The organism is Pseudoalteromonas pernae (assembly GCF_039831865.1).
Taxonomy (GTDB): Bacteria; Pseudomonadota; Gammaproteobacteria; order Enterobacterales; family Alteromonadaceae; genus Pseudoalteromonas; species Pseudoalteromonas pernae.
The window spans coordinates 490,780-508,892 of the sequence record NZ_JBDODM010000004.1; the positions used below are offsets into that span (position 1 = coordinate 490,780).

Here is an 18,113-nt window from a genome sequence, read left to right on the forward strand (position 1 = left end):
CTCAATTAATAGTCTTCGAGGTGTTCACAACGACCAAACTCAGCGCCATCTTTCACAGCCTCAATAACTTGTTTAGGGAAGCTCAACTCTTGGTTCATACCGTAACGACACACAAATGCTTTGTTTGCATCGATTTCGATAGTAAGCGGAGTAGGGAGTCCCACGATACCCGCCATCATTTCTGAGCCGTTCGCACTGACACCAAATATGCCATTCGTCATTAAATTGGTGGCTTCTACAACGCCTTGTTTACCAAAGAACTCTTCACCGGTCATCCAGCCAATCCCTTCTAGGTAAATAGACGAGCCTGCAGGCATGCCATTGATTAGCACGCGCCCTGTGATTACTGACAGGTCATCATTCGCATCAAGTACCATGTTTAAAGGTAAACCAACCGTCTCAGCGATCTCTTCATGAGTCATGTTAAACGGTGAGGCACAGACGTTTCTATTGAAATAGAAATACGGTACGTCTTCACACCAACGTAGGCCGCCAAGGTTGGTAATCTCGTCTGTCTGTGTATTCCACACTTTGACGCCTTCACCGAATGCGCGGCGCCCAAATCCCTGTTGTGCACCAAATGCGACGCGTTCGCCGTCATATGAAATGACTGAAGAATTTAACGCCCCATAATCTTTATAAATATCATGTAATTTGCCATCCACCCATGCTAATTGGGTGTTGTTGTTATTGCCTGAACCTGTCACTGTTCGACCATTACCTGAAATTCTGTCTGCGCGCACCCAAGCTTCTGTGCGTTCGCCATTAATCAGAACTTGGATACCGCCCCAAGAGTTTTCTACCCACTCTAAACCGTCAGTAAGTAATGAGGCTTTACCCGTTTTTGTATCCCATACAGTCGGTACACCGTATGAGTACGCTCCCTGACCAGGTAAACACTCAGTGCCACCATTATTTGGTTTACGCGAGTTACCGACAACAGTGTGTCCAGCTGCATCGATATCCCAAATTGAGTTAGAGCTCACGCCAGATTGACTGCCAAGCGAACACGTGTTGTTGCTAGGGTCCTCAAGTACAGAGACGTGGTTAGAGCGGATATCCCATACGGCACCTTGGCCAACTCCATCGCCGTCTAAATCTGCGATGACAGCTGCTTTTGTCGCGGTTTTGTTCATTGCCATATTTGACGCTTTAAGTGTTGCAAAGCCGTCAGGAGTAACCAAAGTTTCGAAGGTATTTTGGGTGCTATCGTAAATGAATGGCGTACCACCTTGAGTCATACCAAACGCTTTTTTACCATTTTTTGAGTGATCGCTCACCCATGCAGCTACAAGTGGCGTGTATTGAATACCATTTTTATAGCCGTTGAAGTACATCTCTACTTCTTTGGTCTCGCCTCCAGCTACAACAATTTCTGTCATATCACAGACATTATCGAGAGCCGGAGAAGCGTTTTCACCTTCGTTCCAATATTCATTGACAGAAATAATGTCGGTTGGAGTGGTTGGATAGCCGCCAGCTCTGATTGGATCCATATACAGAGCATAACGCCCACCTGGAGTAAGACCGTTGATTGTGAATGAGCCATCAGGGCCAACACGACCTTGCGTCATGTTACCGCTTTGTTGGGTGATCACGTCGTACATTGGGTTGTCTAGGTTACGAGCCACCATATTCATGCCCGAATATTCAACACCCTCTTTAGTGTACAGTTTACCTTTGATTGTGCCGTATTTTGTACTGTAGTCGGCGGTTGGGTAGAGATCTGAAATGTTTACGATGTCGTCGCGAACGTTTACAGTCCCTTGCTCGATGCCTTCAACACCGCGAGCGTTGATGAATGGGAACATGGTTTCTATGCTGTCTGTAGGAGCTTGACCACGGCGTGTGTATACATTTGTTCCTGCGCAACCCTCAACACCATCATGCATTGCATACCAAGGAGTGGCAATGTAGGTGAAGTGGCCGTTAGCCTGCGAGTGTGACATGTTCATGGCGTGACCGAATTCGTGGGTAAATACACCTTGAACCATCTTGCCTTCAGTATCGTTGATATCGATGTACCAGCCATTCATCAGCGCCGTTGCTTCGGTAATTTCACCGGTTTCTTCATCCGCCCATTCAGGGAAAGCGATACCGAGAACTTGGTCACGAGGAATACCGAAGTAATTCTCCAAGATAGCGCCGTCAGTGTCGTAGTTAACCCAAAAACCGTAGCCATTTTCAGCGTTATAGATTTGGTCTACGTTAGATGCGTTCACATCAATGATGCCTGTTTGACTCTCAATTGTGCCAGCAATGGCCATTTCAAGTGTGGATGTTTCTACATTTGACCACTGTGCAACGGCATCAGCGGTTACGGCATTAGCTTGTGCAATGGTTAAGAAGGTGTAGTCACGGTCTAATGGCACATTTTTCGGTAATACAGTGCCATCCGGTAGGGTGATATCAACAATGAAAGTGGTGCCTTGCTCTAACACAGTGAAAGATTGAACGTCGTTACCATCTTTGTCTTTAATAATCTGACCACCATCCGTCCACACAGGGATAGCGCCTTTGCTTGTATCCCATTTGTAGGGCTGCATGGTTTTTTCGTGAATATACAATGGGCCGCCGGCCAAAGCGCCTGCAGAAAGAGTGGCTAGTGCGATACCCGCAGCAAGTTTAGAGAATTTCATTATTATTGTGCTCCTGCTAGTTTACCGACAAGGTTCATAAATACATCTACCTTCACCGCTTCTGGGTTAGTAAGCATGTTGCGCTCTTCATCCGAGAAGCTGGCGGTGTCCATGCCTTCAAACAGGCCAGAGTTAGCGAATTGGTTGATAACCTTGCCATCACGGACTACGAATTTACCTTGGGCCATACCCGCAGTGGTTTGGAAGCCAGTGATAGAGGCAGGCTTGTACATAAACGCAATGACGTTTTCGCCCTCATGCCATTTAGCAAAGCCGTCAGGCGTTACACCTAAATACACTTTGCCATTGCCCATAGAGAGCGGCTCAAGTAGGCCAAATTGGCGGAAAGTGTAGGTTGATTCTTCTTTTAATTTGCCTTTGGCATCACTGCTGACATTGATGGTGATTTCAGTGTATGGGCGCTTGTTATCGAAGCCATCGGTGACTTTGATAACTTCACCGGCAATGATGTTTTGCGAAGCAGAAATCAGTTCTTGTAAGTTTTGTTGTTTTAACTTCATAGCATTGGCAGATGTAGCAATGGATAACCCAGCTGCAACTGTTAGCGCGATAGATGCTTTTTTAAGCATGGATGTCGCTTTCATTAGACCTTCTCCGTTGATGATTTTTATATAAAGCCGATCTTTTAATTATATTTTCGGCGGCTATTAGTTATTTAATAACCAATGTAAAAGGTCAATTTATTACATGTACCATTTTGTGTTGAAAGTGTGCGATTGTGTGTAAGGTTATTTTCGTTTACTTTCATCTTGCTGATTTTTAATGCTTTAATTTTATTTTGGTGGTGTGGTTTACATGGTTTTTGAAATTTAGAGTTGGTGTTCTAAATTTTAATTATGTGCTTTAGGTCATCAGGTATTCATTTTTTATTAATTTAATATGGGTCTTAAGTCCTATAATAAATTTAAATGGTTTTTTATTTAGATATAAAAGGTAAGAGGTAGTAGTGGGGAGTTGACGTAATTAAAAAAGCCTCGCTAGTGCGAGGCCTTTGTTGTGATGATTTGCAGAGCAAATGGCTTATTCTATATTCTGAATTTGAATGTGTGTTGATAATTTTAATCCCATTAAAAACAGCGTATTAAGTTTTTAACTTGTTGGTTATTAGATTTTTTGTCACCGGTTTGTCACCACATGTCAAGCTCTTGAGGACTTTTAGCAGATAGGAAAGTCGTTGTGAAGTGCGCACTGGGATACAGATCATGTACTAAGAAACTACATGATCCTTAGTTTTGTCGTCAAATTGATGAGTTTTTGCCAATTTTACTAGTCTAGGTGGCAATAACTCTAGTGCATACGGAGGGTTCACTCCATAAATATTGAAAATGAACTATAATTTACTTAAAATCATAGTGTTACATTGTTTTTTTTGATGGCTTTAAGTTGGCTATATACATCTAATATCTGGGGGCTTCTATGCCTTTAAAATCTCGTCTCATTTCTTATAAACAGCAGCATGTAAGTCATTTCAGTGATGCAGTTCTCGCCAAAGCGACTGGAGTGAGCTGGTCTGAGATGGCCCGTGTGCTTGGCTATTCGCATTCCAGTTGTTTCACGCGCAAGCTAAACCGTTACCGGGTCGGGAACCAGGTATTGCCTTTACAGCTGTCATGTCTCGTTGAAACAGCGCTCTGGCGGCTTGGGAGGATGCAGACGTATATCACCATTAAACATTACCGAGAGGGTCGTGAAGGTGTGTCATGGCATATGTTGCCAAAAGACTTACACTAGGCTCTGGGGAAAAATTTCATTCTGTTAGGTGTAAAGTCACACATAGGGGGTGGGGGTATTGAAGGGGCCCCCCTAAACGAACGAAATATGGATACCTTGAATATGCTCTTTAGCTTTCCCCAAACCTTTGTCGTAAAACTAATTCAAAGAGGTGGACAGCTTGTAATATATTACTAATTGTTTAGCAGGGCTGGCAGCCATCACCATTATTTTAAACCATCTAGAAACCTTTCAAACTGTTTTATAGAGGGACTAATCTCTGCCCCGTTTTTCATTTTCTTTGCTAGTTCGGATGTTAGAGCTAGAAGTTCGAGAAAATTTGAGTCACCGGTGTACCCGTATTGATGCAACCTTAAATCGAGTTTACAAGCGCTGACCGTAAATCTACCTTTGTCTGTTTCTGGTATGTAAAAGTCTCCATCATTCTTGATGTGGTCCGCATAGCGATCAATATGGGGGTGTACTATGTAAAATGAGTTCGAAGCTATTGGATAGCGCTTCCGCGGTTTTTTGTTTGAGCTAGGTTTAATAGTATCAACGTCACTTTTTGCTCTGTTGCAGTCTTGACAACTGACAGCCAAGTTCTTGGGTTCAAAAATAAAATTCTTATATCGGGAGCGTGGCGCTATGTGCTCAATCTCACAGTTTCCAGGCCCTGTGTGGCTTAAATTACTTTTGCAATAGCAGCATGCCCCTTTTTGTTCCTCGCGATAGTGTTTTCTTATGTTGCTCCTCAAGGAGGCAAATTGTTCATCATTCCAAAAGTCAGAATTTGAATCACCGTTGGGCGAGGTTGGGGTTATTGTTGACTTTTCTTGCTGAGAAAATGTGTAAGGATTGATAAGGTTAGCCATGACGTGCTTTCACCTCATTAAGTAAAGATACCAACACCTTAACGGGATCAGTTTCGTCTAAGTCGTTCAAATGCTTGTTCAACTCTATCAAAATTAAGCAGTCACCTTCGTCAAAGGATAGGTTTGTCCTGTATTTTGAAAATACGTACATGGCAGACTTAAGTAGATACTCATTGTAATGGCCAGGGTTACCGAAAATTGTAGCTAACTGATAGTCTGAAGATCTATGAAACTGCTCTTTGGCGTCAAAAAGTATGTTGTTTTTTATGTCTAATATTTGGCAGTACTGACTTGAGATATCTGAGACTATCAAAGGCGAATGGGTTGCTATTATAAAGTGGCAGCCAGTAAAGTTTTTAAGTGATGACCTTAATATTTCCACAAACCTCTGCTGCCAAGATGGGTGCAGGCTGATTTCTGGCTCATCTATTAAAATTAGTGATTGGTTTTCAATAGAAGACAGAATCCCAAGAAAGAGTAAAAATAAACACTGCTCTCCTGAACTTCGGGATGACAAGGATTGTACTTTGGCATCCTTGGAAAGTTTGTACGAATTTGAGGGTTGGTTCTTTACAGTTTTTATATCTTCGATGACGATCAAGCCGGCTAGCAATAATTGGGAAATATCGCGTTTGGTATAACCTAAATCGGCATGGCCTGACTCCGCACTGTAAGTGATTAGTTGTGAGTCGTTCAATCCAACCAGTATCTCAGGTTGGTGATGTACGTGCTCAAGCTTATAAAGTAGATCCAGAATTTCATCATGCTCGAAATCTTCAGAAGCGTTCTTTAGTATCAGCTTAGATTCAAGAGATAGTTCGTTAGACTCCTCTTGTGTTGCATCAGAACTTACCTGGCCGATTTTTTTGTCGTGAGTTAGTAATTTACTTTGGTTATAAAGAGAAACCCACTCAGGATTGGTTTTACGGAACTGCTGAAGTTCTTTTTCTTTAATCGTCGGTCTAAATTTCAGCTTTAAAGTGCTTCCAAAGTTAAACTCTTCTAAAAAACGCACTAGAGCACTAATTTTCCTGTTATCTAAGCTATCATAGGCGAACAGCTGCGATATGGCTGTCGCCCCAATACGAAAGGCGGGACTTACGTCGGGATAGTATGGTTTAGAGCCTATGTACGAATATAGTTGCGAATACCACCGCTGGTTTTTGTTGAACTTATGAGGGAAGCGCTCAAACTGGCTTGTTGACGCGCAAATTAATTTGTTCGGCAGTTGCTTTGTTTGTAGTAGATTCAAGGCAGCTATGAATCCCCCGGCTCTGAGAGCATGCTTTAGCTCTCTTCGTTCTTTTATAGTTCTGGGGTTAAGCAGCTCGTCGTATTGCGTCAAATAGTATTGTGTAGTGTCAATAAGTAGGTTTGTCTTCCCGCTACCATTATCGCCAACGACTATAGTAAATGCGTTATGGTGGTCGGCTGGTCCATCAAACAAATTTATATTTCTAATCTTTCTAGCTCTAAAACCCATAATTACTCCCTTTAAACACTACTGCTTTCGTACAGAATATAAGCTTTTATTGTCAGTTAAAACATGCCAAACCAGTAAGTTAACACTAAACAAATGGTTATCTAAGTCTCTCTTATGCTCGCGAAGATAGCTTTCAATGCTATCAAAGGGGTAAGGTTTGAGTTGAGAAAAAATTGCATGACCTAGAAAATAGTTCCTTAGCGCCCAAATTATGAACTTATTGTAAACCCGCTTTAGCAGCAGATCCTTCTTGATGGAGCTATACCTGTATACGATGGGTAAAGATTCCACTTATAAATATCACTACTTAAAGCGTGTTACATAGCGGTAAGGACAGAGGGCTATTAATCCCGTCAATCCCAGACATCCCAGCTTTTTGGAAGTAATTACGCTGGCGTAGGCGTAGAGGTAGGAGAGGCCTGTGAGGTCGATTATATAAATTAGACAGGGATTAAAGGGATAGTGGTTTTTTGTTTTTAAGAATCTGAATATAAGGGGTATTTTTAATGCCAGCGTGTAGCGCACACTGGCATTGGTGGGATTATGCCTCCGATGCAAAAAGTGCGTTGGCGTCGATAGTATAGAATCGATTGCCATTGATACGCCTGCGTAGCTCTTTGTTATTCCAGCTTTTTTGAAGTCGGTCTTTATCGTGAACAAGGCTGCCCTGTGACTTAAGCACATTTGCTATCTTTGTTGCTGAAAAGCCAGGAGCGAGCTTTTCAAGCTCAGTGCCCCTAAGAAGGTAGTAGACGCTTTGTGGGGGTTCTTGTGCGCCTTCCGCCGGCTCACTTTTTGGATCAAATGGCTTTAAGTCATCATACTGCCTTGCTGACTCGCCTATGGATATTCTGTACCCAAGCTGGTTTACTATTTTTTCGCTAGAGTATTCTACTTCGTCTGCATCCGCGAAGCGGGCACTTCCCCAAGCCATTAAGTTTGCACGAACTTTGTCTAGTATAGTCTTATCTTCACTTTTGCCTGAAGTGCCGCGAGCAAGCAGATAAGCAGCGAAAGCGGTGGTTATACCTGCTTCAACACTGTCGGTGGCCCAGCCCGTTAATCCAGCAATAGTCGCCAATTCACCAGCAGCAAACAAGAGTGCAAATTTATCAATGGCTCGGTGAACTTGGCCATCGTACTCAGGTTTCATGTGCTTTTGTTTGAACTGGCGCATTAACACCTCTCCTTCAGTTTTTACTAATTCAGTATTTTCAACTAGGTATTTGAGCCAAGCCTCGCCTAAATGGCCGTAACACAGGGTAGTTTGGGCTACTAAATGCTGTGAGAATAATGCCCCTGACTTAAAATCATGAAGTTCTTCAAATAGCCCGTGTTTACCGGTATTTGCGGGGATATTTAGAAGGCGAACTTCCTGCCCTGCATATGCACCTCCTTTGTCTTGCAGGATGTCAGCCGGGGTGCGCTCCCCTGTGGATAGGATCAATGACCGCCATTTTTGTACTGTACGAAGACCACCACTTGCTTTACCGCGCTCTTTACCTTGTCCCTGGGCCAGCATATATATGGCCGCGCCTATTGTGTCTGCGCTAGCTTGTTTAATTTCATCTAAGGGCAATAGCAAGTCGTTATATGCGCTTGATACGTACTCTAGAGCGTTGTCGGTCGTGCGCCAGGTTTTGGTGTATTCGGATGGGCCGTATACACTTGATGCCACTTTTAGTGCGGTTGACTTTCCGAGAGAGGAGTCGCCAACCAAGTGAAATCCAATGTTTTCTAAGCCTAAAAGCTTGAGTAAGGGGGCCGCTAAAGCGCAACTCACAGCGGTTATTAGCCGAGAGTTGTCATTGCAGTATATGCCAATTTCCTGCCGCCATTTTGTTATTGTCCCCTTGGTTGCGACTACCTCCTGAATACCGCTAGCCGTTTGAAGGTATAAAGGTGTGCTGTTACCTAGCGGGCGATAAGAGCGATGGGGTAAGACAAAACTTCCATCTTCATACCACCCTGTGCTTAATGTTGAATGTGCGATAGGCACATCACTGTAGGTGGTAAGGTAAGCTAGTAGGTCATGAACCGCTCTCGGGGTGACAGCTAGTCCTTGGTTGGAGAGCATCTCAATTAGAGGCTTATGATCGTGAAACGATGCGGCAGGCACTGCTTTCGTATGCCACATACCAAGCTTATCTTTCCACTCTAATAGGTATCCGTGATTATTTCCTGTGAGATCAGAAGTGCGGGCTTTAACTCTAATCAAACTGCTTACACGTCGAGTACCAACCTCATCGCCATTTTTGGCGTAAATGATCTTGTATACTCCATTTTCGTCGAGGCGAAACCCGGGAGAATATTCTTTTTCAGGGTTTATCCACCCTTTAAGATCAGCGATTTTAAATAGAGCATTCGGGTGGCTGTTTGTCAGTGTGACTAGGTGCTTCATGTTGTCATTGGGGTCAAAATTGCCACCGACTTCAGAAAGATATGCCTCCCATAGCCCTAGCATTTTTTGCTTGTGTGGAGTTTGCAAGTATGGGGCTAGGCTGGCACTGAAGGAAATAAACTCGTCATAACTCTCGCCGTAACCAATTTGCTTTAAGTGCTCCACTGGGCCACCTTCAGCAAAGAGTGCATTGAGTAGATGTAGGCCCCCTTCAGAGCTGAGCTTTTCAATTTTTTCAAACTGCTGTGGGTCTCGTGTCACTAAATTATTATCTATTGTAACGGTCGAATCTGGTGAGGATTTGGTGAGCCCCAATTTTTCGTTAATTTCCTGCGTAGTATATTTTGTATCGCAGCGATCTACTATGTGGCTAAGGAAGGGGGTACTTTTTAGATGGTAGAACCCAGGGACGCGCATAATGCGTGGCAAATCGGTAATCGACAAGTCGGTACCCAGGTGGTTCGCAAGTGCCCGTTGTATTATTGAAAACTCTTCTAGGGGGCAGTCTTCGACCAAAAAGTAAATATGGTATTTGCCAGGGCTGGTTTCAATAACCATATTGGGCGCAATGGGTAGGCTCTCGATTACTTCACAATTGTTGCGTTCAGGATCATCGAAGTCCGCAAACAAGGCCCTAACGTGCGTCACGTTTTCTTTTTTGACCCCTTGCCCATCGGTTTGGTTGATGGTTACAAAAACCTCCCAGCCTTTGTCATTTAAGGAGATCAACGAAGCAAGTGAATCTGAATTGATAGCCATTTTGTGATAGGACTTAGCTGGTGCTCCTTTCTTCAGTAGACGGATTGCAAAGTGGGCATCATTCTCGGGACCTAAACTTTTAAAAAATTGCTCTGCTTCGGCGATACACTGGTTATTTGCTGTGTTATTTTTCATCGAACGCTACCTCTTCTGCTAATTTGTTGAGGTTTGAGTACATGACGATAAGTTCGCTTGCTTCCACGCCAGCTACCTCGCTCGCCCAATTGATAACAGTCATAAATGCCCAAGCGTTGCGTCCCCCCGATATTTTTTTGGGAGCAGGAAAGTCGCCGTCTAAGCAGAGTCGATACAAGGTGGATTGGGATAGGTTTGTAAGTTTGCACACCTCTGATGCGCTTAGAAAAAGTGGTAACATCATGTTATACCTCGTAAATAATTAACTTTCTGCGACAGCGAAATGCAAATGCGCAGGAAGGAAAAAGTTAAACAATAAGTTTTAATGCGCAGCCACTGTTGGCTTTGCATGCACTGTCATGATGGACGCGGGGTAGGACATCTAAGGCTAAAGTGTCTTAGGAAATAAAAATGTCTTAGGTAAGTTTTGACGCATGAGCAGCTGGATTGGCTAGCTTTGAAATGATGGGGAAGTTAGCCGCTGCCTAAGTTGTAGTAGCTCATATCTGATCTTACAGTACTGATGAATAGGTTTAGATTTAATCTGACAGGCAGCTATGAGCGATGAGCGGACGTTCATCCTTCCACTGAAATCACAGTGTATACATCCATTATCGAAGAGTTTCTCCCACAGTCAGGAAAACGACTCAACGGGTCGTTTATGTCGTGTCCACTATTAGAGCAATTTAGCGAAACTTCAACACTGGTAAGTACTTCCTAAATTTGCTATCAATGGTCATACGACAAAAACAAGACAGATTGCGGCAGAAAAACGACCCAATCGCTCGATATTAAATTGTTAGCACTACTTGAATCTACGGAGCCACCGATGAGTACTGAATATAATGGATTAGAATTCAAAACAGAGTTAGAAGCTATTTGGGCAGCGTTTTTTGATTTAGCTGGTTGGCAGTGGTGGTACAACCCTGTCCAAGTAGAAAATTGGAAGCCCGATTTCAAGGTAACTTTTCCTTGTGGCCACTCTGAGTGTGGGGGTAGTCATACCTTATTAGTATCAGTACTTCCTACTCGAGATTTAAGCTCACAAAAAGATCATCCAAGTCTGTCACATTCTTATGGTGTAGCAAATAAAGACGGTAAATATTTAGCTGATGGCGGTGCTCTATTTGGCATCGGGCCACTCGTAACACAATGGCAAATTGCTCATGGCTCGGGTGGTGGAATCGAAGACGTTCATTTTCGAGTTCACAATGCCAACGAGCTGTGGGATAGAGCTGCTGCTACACTCTAGTAGTGGCTAACAAAGCCATTTTGGCATGGATGCAAAATGCTTGGCTTGCGCTCCTTCGTCGCTAAGATTAGCCAAGCATTTATACGGCCCATATTCGCGGCGTCATATGCTTTGAGCGTAAACGTCGTTAGCGTAACAAAAAGATAGTGAAAATTTATCTATACTGAGGCAGAATGCTCGGTTAAAAGTTGGAGGTTGTATGATTAGTGCGAACCAAGTGGCTGATTTTTTCCTTGCTTTTGCTAAAGAGCATGGCGACTACATCAGCCAATTAAAATTACAAAAAATGGTTTATTACGCAGATGCGTGGTTCTTAGTTAATAATGGTTCCCCGTTGATCTCTGAAGATTTTGAAGCGTGGGTTCATGGTCCTGTAGTTCGAACTTTATATCATCGTTTTAAAGATTATCGTTGGAATCCAATACTCGAGGACGTTGAATTTCCCGATCTAGAAGATGTGCATACTGAGCATCTTACTGAAATTTATGACGTTTTCGGTAAGTATAGTGGTTATGAACTTGAACAGATGACGCATGATGAGCTGCCGTGGGTTGAAGCTCGAGGTGCTTGTGAGCCAGACGAAGCTTGTGAAAATGTGATCAATAAAGACACTATGCACCGGTTTTACACGGAAGTAGCTGAAGAGGCTTAAGTATATTGGCGAATAAAAAGCATAAACCTAAAGCTCGCCAGCCTAGCAAATCGAAAGCTGGTAACGTAAAGGCTACGCCACTAAAAAATGAGGAAGGTGCAATGATTTTTTCATTTAAGCACCTTCAGCTAGAGCATCCTAAAGGCAAATTTTGCATCAAAGCGAAAGATGGCGACTATATTTTTAAAGTGCTCTCTAGGCTTAAAGACGTATCACAACAGAAAGCTAGTGAATTGCGCCAATCTGGTGGAAAATCTCTTCGTGCTCATACTATAGACTGGTCTTCAACTAGCGAGAAAGACGGCTTTTCTCATTTAAACGAGCAGCTCCAGTCGGTAACTCCTTACCAGTTTCAATTTAGTGCTAATGAGTATGGTCGTATCCACGGTTTCTTTATTGAAAACGTATTCTATGCTATCTGGTTAGACCCTGGGCATGAGCTCTATCCGTAAGCACGCATATAACAAAGCATTTAAGAGTGATTCCCAACGCTTGGCATTTTTAGCTTCGCGTTGGGTTTTGTGTTTATGGTGGTACGGTTTAGTTTTGTGGCAGCGTTGAGCACACCTTAATGCGGCGTTCACTGTTCACTTCTGGCGCAACTGCGACTGTCAGGTTCAATTGAGTTTTATTAGTTGAATCTGACAGATCAAAATGACACTTATTCACTTAAGATATTGCGCGATCGGGGTCATTGTGGCGAGGCCTTACAAGTTGTTAGGCTTTTTCCTATTGGGAAATAGCTTGCAGCTTTTTCCTTTCACGAGTAAAAGCCTTCCGAATTGCGGGTAGGCCCGAGACTCTCACTTCCCCTGCATTTTCGTCGAAGATTGTAACTGACTCCAGCCATCTATACCCTTCAATGGTGGCGCGGCCGAAGGTTTCGCTCTCATTACTCCTGACCCAAGCGAAAAAGTGATCATCAGGGTATTCACTAGTTGGAGTAATTGTAGCTCTTAATGCCCTTGGCTTATGTTGTAAAAAAGCTCTGACGACACAGGCTAAGGCACCCGGCAAACTTGTCTTCCTAGGGCGGGGAGGTGAGGGGGGCGCTTCTTTCCTTTTGATTTTTTCATCCAGCCTAGTTAGCGCTTCCTTAGCTGAGAGAAACTCATCATAACGTCGGTTTTTTTCTCTTTTGACATCATTACGCTGGGTCGCGGTATCATACTTAGCCCATGCTTCCTCATATTCATGTAGGGCATTAAAATACTCGATCGCGATTTGCTCTTCGTCTTGGATCATTGTATTTCCTTACTATCGTTTTTCTTCTAATGGGGTTTTAAAACAGAATGCTGACCATAAGTGCTCTACAAGTTTAGAATGAGCGGCCTTTCTTTCCTCAAAGTAGTCAAATTTATCGTACGTGCCCATGACGCCAGGTAATTTATGGTTTAAGCACCGTTCGGCTATGTGGGGTGCGATTTTTAAGGAGGCTAGATGAGTTCTGAAGGTTCGACGCAGGTCGTGTAGTGTAAAATGTTCAACCGATATTTTATCCTGCTTAAACATCTTAGAGAGAGCCGCGTTGAGCGTATCTGGTGATATATGCGGGAATCGCTGAGAGTTGCGGCGGTTTGGAAATACATAATCGGCACCACATGCCAATACCTTCAATTCGAACAATACTTCTACCAGTTTAGGATGCAGCGGGTAGGTGATAGGAATACCATTCTTAGAGCGTTCTTTAGGTAAGCGCCATATACCTAGAGTAAGGTCAAATTCACTCCAAGGTGCAGATAGTAACTCAAACTTCCTTACTCCCAAACAAACTAGCAGGATGCAGGCTAGATAGTTTTCCCTAACGAACTGTGTTTGGTATTGACACATGCCACTGAATGCGAGCTGTAATTCATTTTTGCTTAGTACTCGCTCTCGCGACTTTTCTAAACCGCCCGCATCTTTTACAGTAAAAGCTAAAGCGGGGTTATGGGTTACTAGACCAAGCTTCATGGCATGGTTAAAGAGTTGCTTACAGTAACCTAGCGCATCGTTCGCGATTGTAGGTCTTTCCGAGTCGCGGATAGACCTAATTATGTCGCGTATTTGTAGTGGTGCAACTTTGTCTATTGGTAGGTCACCAATAGCCGGAGCTATCTCTTTTGTGTAAACACGTCTTGGTATGCCAGGGTGCTTGAGTCGATGCTCGCATTCATCAAGCCAATCCCTCGCTACTTGCTCCACTGTACGGTAGCTTTCAGAATAAGCGACGCGTTCTTTCCCTAGTTTTGGATCTATTCCTTCTCGCAGCATCAGTCTTTTTTCTGCTGCTAAGTCACTGGCTTGGCGTAGGGTTAGTTTGTCAGCTGAGGTGCCATAGCCCCCAAGAGTGAGTTCTTTGCGTGAGTCACCGCATGTGTAGCGGAATACCCAGCTAGGTTTTTTGGTTGAGGAAATTCGTAAATAAAGGTTGTTGTCGACGCGGAACCGGCCTTGCTCGCCTTTTTGTATTAACGATTTTATCTGTTGTGCATTCATTAATGGTGACAAAGTAAGTGACCTAGTCTATTAAACGTAGACCTTGTCACCAGTTTTGTCACCACTTAAATGACGTTAATTGAAATATCATGAACAAAGATGAATATTACTATTGTACTTAAATCAATTGGATAGCCCAATTTGAAAAGGCTTGATTATCAATGAAAGCTTATTCAATATTCTGAATTTGCTCACGCATTTGCTCAATTAACACCTTTAACTCAACCGCAGCGTTCGTCACTTCGGTGTTGATTGATTTTGATGCTAACGTATTCGCTTCGCGGTTAAACTCTTGCATCATGAAATCAAGGCGTCGACCGCATGCGCCACCTTTTTTAAGAATTTTGTGAGTTTCTTTTACATGCGATTTTAGGCGGTCTAACTCTTCCGCTACGTCTTGTTTTTGCGCCAGATAAATCAGCTCTTGCTCAAGGCGATTCTCATCGATTTCAGCTTGCAGCTCTTCTAGTTTCTGTTGCAGCTTTTCACGTTGCCATTTAATTACTTCAGGCATGTGGGACTCAACAATAGACACTTGTTCTATAATTGCATCCAAGCGAGAGCTAATCATTTGCTCTAGGTTTTCACCTTCACTTGCTCGCGCTGCTTTGAACTCTTCAATGGCCATATCCAACCCAGAAAGTAATTCACCTTGAACGGCATCCATATCCATTTCTTGGGCTTCCATTACGCCTGGCCAGCGAAGGATATCAACAGGGTTGATCTCGCCTTGGCTCTGGGCTTGCACCCATTGCGCGCTTTTTACAAGCTGTGAAGCTAACGACTCGTTGATATTTAGCTCACCAACATGGGCTGGGTTGGCAACGAACTTAAGAAATACCTCAACCTTACCGCGTTGTAAGTTCTTACGCAGGCGATCACGAATAACAGGCTCCAAACCACGAAATTGTTCAGGGGCGCGAATAAAAGTTTCCAGATAACGTTGGTTTACAGAGCGGATCTCCCAAGTTCCTGTGCCCCAGTCGCCTTTGATTTCTTGGCGAGCGTACGCGGTCATGCTGTGAATCATGAATGATTTCCTAAATGTCTAATAGATGTATCGCTTTGATTATACCTTAACAAAATGTGAGCTCTAGCAGAATTTTCCAGCAAAAATGGGCAATTTAACAAAAGTGCCGTGGCATAGCAGCGGGCGAACACATATAATGAACAAAATTTTTTATTTAAGGGGATAGTGAATGCGTCCAAGTGAAAGAACACCTAATCAGATTCGCCCAGTGACCTTTACTCGCCAATACACCATGCATGCAGAAGGCTCGGTGTTAGTTGAGTTTGGAAACACCAAAGTTTTATGTACGGCGAGTGTTGTTTCAGGTGTGCCGCGCTTTATGAAGGGCCAAGGCAAGGGGTGGGTAACCGCAGAATATGGCATGTTGCCACGTTCGACCCACACTCGTAATGACCGTGAGGCTGCGCGTGGTAAGCAAGGTGGACGCACCATGGAAATTCAACGCCTGATCGCTCGTGCTCTGCGTGCTGCGGTTGATCTAAAAGCGTTGGGTGAAAACACTATCACAGTTGATTGCGACGTTATCCAAGCTGATGGCGGTACGCGTACTGCTTCAATTAGTGGTGCCTGCGTTGCGCTGGTAGATGCACTTACTTACATGCGTGCCAAAGGTATGATCAATACCAACCCTCTTAAGCACATGATTGCGGCAATTTCTGTAGGTATCTATAAAGGTGAGCCAATCACAGATTTAGAGTACTTAGAAGATTCTGATGCAGAAACGGATATGAACGTGATTTTAACTGAAACGGGTAAAATCATTGAAGTGCAGGGTACCGCTGAAGGCGAGCCGTTCTCATTTGACGAGTTAGAGCAAATGCTAACATTGGCAAAACACTCGATTCGCGAAATTATCGATATCCAAAAGCAGACTCTGGCTTAATCTTTAACGTTGACGAGCAAAGTAATGAAAGAATATCAAAAGCAGTTTATTGAATTCGCACTCTCAAAACAGGTTTTAAAGTTTGGAGAGTTTACTCTTAAGTCTGGGCGTACAAGTCCATACTTCTTCAATGCCGGCCTGTTCAATACAGGTAAAGACTTAGCGAAGCTAGGCCGTTTTTATGCAGCAGCACTAGAAGATGCAGGCATTGAATATGATTTGTTGTTTGGTCCAGCGTATAAAGGTATTCCAATTGCGACGACTACAGCGGTAGCGCTAGCGGATCATCACGATAAAGATGTGCCTTATTGTTTCAACCGTAAAGAGAAGAAAGAACACGGTGAAGGTGGCAACCTAGTTGGCTCTGAACTTAAAGGCAAAGTGATGCTTGTTGATGACGTAATCACGGCTGGTACTGCGATTCGTGAATCAATGGAAATCATCGCTGCTAACGGTGCAGACCTTTCAGGTGTACTAATAGCACTGGACCGCCAAGAGAAAGGTAAGGCTGAGCTTTCTGCTATCCAAGAAGTTGAGCGCGATTTCAATACGCAGGTTGTTTCTATCGTTAAGCTGGCTGACCTAATCACATACCTAGAGCAGCAAGGCAACATGGATGAACACTTAAACGCGGTTAAAGCTTATCGCGACCAATACGGTGTAGCGTAATCTTATAAATAGCCCCTTCGATAGGGGCTTTTTTGTGTCAAATGAATAGGTCTTCAATGCAAACTACTTCCAATAAACCAAATGGCCAAGGATTGGGGCGTTTGTTCAAAGCGCTGCGTTGTACATTTCAAGGCTTAAGAGCTGCGATTAAAGAAGAAGCCGCGTTTCGTCAAGAATTGCTATTGGCCATCATTTTATTTCCCTTATCCTTTATTATTGCCAAAGATATGTTGCATTGGGCTGCATTAATGAGTGTCTTACTATTGGTCCTTATTGTTGAGTTAGTGAATTCAGCGATAGAAGCACTCACAGACAGGGTATCAACAGAACTACACGTTTTATCAGGTCGTGCAAAAGACATGGCATCGGCAGCAGTAACTTTGTCATTATTAATAGCTACGATTGTTTGGGGCGTGAGTATTTACCAATATGCAGTGGTGATTTTATAACCCACCGAATAGTTAAATCACATATAAAGGCCATATTATGACGAATAAATGGCCTTTTTTAATGCCTTTTGTGTGTAATTTGCGCAAACGATCCATTTTTAGCAATTTTCTTTAAAAAAGGGGTTGCGTCAAAATCGAATCTCCCTATAATGCGACCCCACTGAGACGGCAGGCAGCAACGCATAGCGAGGCGCTAGCAACTCAGGGAGTCAAGTAAAACTCAGTTTTGAAAAAAATGAAAACTTTCTCAAAATTAAGTGTTGACAACAAACTGGGGTTGAGTAGAATGCACAGCCCTCGAGACGCGAAAGCAACTCGAAACCGGGAAACCGGACTGTTCTTTAAAAATATGAAGCAATCATCTGTGTGGGCACTCGTACAGGTTGAGTTCTAACAGCAGATTCTAGTTCGCTAGATGACGCAAACAAATTTAGAGTCTCAATTGAACTGAGTGACCAACGGAAACAAGTTTACTTGTTTCAGCACAGTCAATTCGATATCGAAAGATATCAAAATCAGAATTCAATGAGCGCCGAATCTTCGGATTCACAAAACTTTTAATTGAAGAGTTTGATCATGGCTCAGATTGAACGCTGGCGGCAGGCCTAACACATGCAAGTCGAGCGGTAACATTTCTAGCTTGCTAGAAGATGACGAGCGGCGGACGGGTGAGTAAT

The 18,113-nt window shown here is 43.4% G+C and carries 15 protein-coding genes and 1 rRNA gene; 7 read left to right on the plus strand and 9 right to left on the minus strand.

Annotated elements, in window-relative coordinates; genetic code table 11:
• Nucleotides 1-5: 5 nt before the first annotated feature.
• The 6 genes from V1358_RS12495 to V1358_RS12520 all read right to left on the minus strand — a co-directional run bounded on the left by V1358_RS12495 (nucleotide 6) and on the right by V1358_RS12520 (nucleotide 10,267).
• The gene (locus tag V1358_RS12495; protein WP_347393737.1) at nucleotides 6-2,639 is read right to left on the minus strand and encodes a zinc metalloprotease; all 2,634 of its coding nucleotides are present in this window, start codon (nucleotides 2,637-2,639) and stop codon (nucleotides 6-8) included.
• 2 nt (nucleotides 2,640-2,641) lie between these two features.
• A complete protein-coding gene (locus V1358_RS12500) occupies nucleotides 2,642-3,244 on the minus strand; it encodes a hypothetical protein (protein ID WP_347393738.1) in 603 nt (200 codons plus the stop codon).
• A gap of 1,353 nt (nucleotides 3,245-4,597) precedes the next feature.
• Nucleotides 4,598-5,245 (minus strand): HNH endonuclease, encoded by a 648-nt coding sequence (locus V1358_RS12505; protein WP_347393739.1) that lies wholly within the window; start codon nucleotides 5,243-5,245, stop codon nucleotides 4,598-4,600.
• Nucleotides 5,238-6,728 (minus strand): AAA family ATPase, encoded by a 1,491-nt coding sequence (locus V1358_RS12510; RefSeq protein WP_347393740.1) that lies wholly within the window; start codon nucleotides 6,726-6,728, stop codon nucleotides 5,238-5,240. Before V1358_RS12510 ends, V1358_RS12505 begins: the two co-directional genes overlap by 8 nt.
• A gap of 541 nt (nucleotides 6,729-7,269) precedes the next feature.
• On the minus strand, nucleotides 7,270-10,023 hold the full coding sequence (locus V1358_RS12515) for a DUF927 domain-containing protein (RefSeq protein ID WP_347393741.1): 2,754 nt from the start codon (nucleotides 10,021-10,023) through the stop codon (nucleotides 7,270-7,272).
• Entirely contained in the window at nucleotides 10,013-10,267 is a 255-nt protein-coding gene (locus tag V1358_RS12520; RefSeq protein ID WP_105253842.1) for a helix-turn-helix transcriptional regulator, read from the minus strand. Before V1358_RS12520 ends, V1358_RS12515 begins: the two co-directional genes overlap by 11 nt.
• A 585-nt stretch (nucleotides 10,268-10,852) precedes the next feature.
• Between V1358_RS12520 and V1358_RS12525 the strand changes: the two genes are divergently transcribed.
• The 3 genes from V1358_RS12525 (at nucleotide 10,853) to V1358_RS12535 (ending at nucleotide 12,379) form a co-directional block, all read left to right on the plus strand.
• A complete protein-coding gene (locus V1358_RS12525; protein ID WP_347393742.1) occupies nucleotides 10,853-11,275 on the plus strand; it encodes a hypothetical protein in 423 nt (140 codons plus the stop codon).
• 199 nt (nucleotides 11,276-11,474) lie between these two features.
• Nucleotides 11,475-11,927: a Panacea domain-containing protein gene (locus V1358_RS12530; protein WP_347393743.1), complete on the plus strand. Its 453-nt coding sequence runs from the start codon at nucleotides 11,475-11,477 to the stop codon at nucleotides 11,925-11,927.
• Nucleotides 11,928-12,028: 101 nt separating this feature from the next.
• Nucleotides 12,029-12,379 carry a hypothetical protein gene (locus V1358_RS12535; protein ID WP_347393744.1) on the plus strand — a complete coding sequence of 117 codons (351 nt, stop codon included), beginning with the start codon at nucleotides 12,029-12,031 and terminating at the stop codon, nucleotides 12,377-12,379.
• 277 nt (nucleotides 12,380-12,656) lie between these two features.
• Here the strand turns inward: V1358_RS12535 and V1358_RS12540 are convergent, their stop codons facing one another.
• The 3 genes from V1358_RS12540 to V1358_RS12550 all read right to left on the minus strand — a co-directional run bounded on the left by V1358_RS12540 (nucleotide 12,657) and on the right by V1358_RS12550 (nucleotide 15,435).
• A complete protein-coding gene (locus V1358_RS12540) occupies nucleotides 12,657-13,172 on the minus strand; it encodes a hypothetical protein (RefSeq protein ID WP_347393745.1) in 516 nt (171 codons plus the stop codon).
• Between the two features lie 12 nt (nucleotides 13,173-13,184).
• Nucleotides 13,185-14,417, minus strand: coding sequence for a tyrosine-type recombinase/integrase (locus tag V1358_RS12545; protein ID WP_347393746.1), 1,233 nt, complete (start codon nucleotides 14,415-14,417; stop codon nucleotides 13,185-13,187).
• Nucleotides 14,418-14,574: 157 nt separating this feature from the next.
• The gene (locus V1358_RS12550) at nucleotides 14,575-15,435 is read right to left on the minus strand and encodes a YicC/YloC family endoribonuclease (protein ID WP_347393747.1); all 861 of its coding nucleotides are present in this window, start codon (nucleotides 15,433-15,435) and stop codon (nucleotides 14,575-14,577) included.
• A gap of 169 nt (nucleotides 15,436-15,604) precedes the next feature.
• Here V1358_RS12550 and rph point away from each other — a divergent pair, with 169 nt between their 5' ends.
• The 4 genes from rph to V1358_RS12570 form a co-directional block, all read left to right on the plus strand.
• Entirely contained in the window at nucleotides 15,605-16,318 is a 714-nt protein-coding gene (rph, locus tag V1358_RS12555) for a ribonuclease PH (RefSeq protein WP_347391987.1), read from the plus strand.
• 24 nt (nucleotides 16,319-16,342) lie between these two features.
• Entirely contained in the window at nucleotides 16,343-16,987 is a 645-nt protein-coding gene (gene pyrE, locus V1358_RS12560; RefSeq protein ID WP_347391986.1) for an orotate phosphoribosyltransferase, read from the plus strand.
• A 56-nt stretch (nucleotides 16,988-17,043) separates the two neighbouring features.
• Nucleotides 17,044-17,436, plus strand: a complete 393-nt coding sequence (locus V1358_RS12565) for a diacylglycerol kinase (RefSeq protein ID WP_347393748.1) — start codon at nucleotides 17,044-17,046, stop codon at nucleotides 17,434-17,436.
• A gap of 558 nt (nucleotides 17,437-17,994) precedes the next feature.
• Nucleotides 17,995-18,113: ribosomal RNA gene (locus V1358_RS12570) — 16S ribosomal RNA — on the plus strand; the annotation flags it as partial.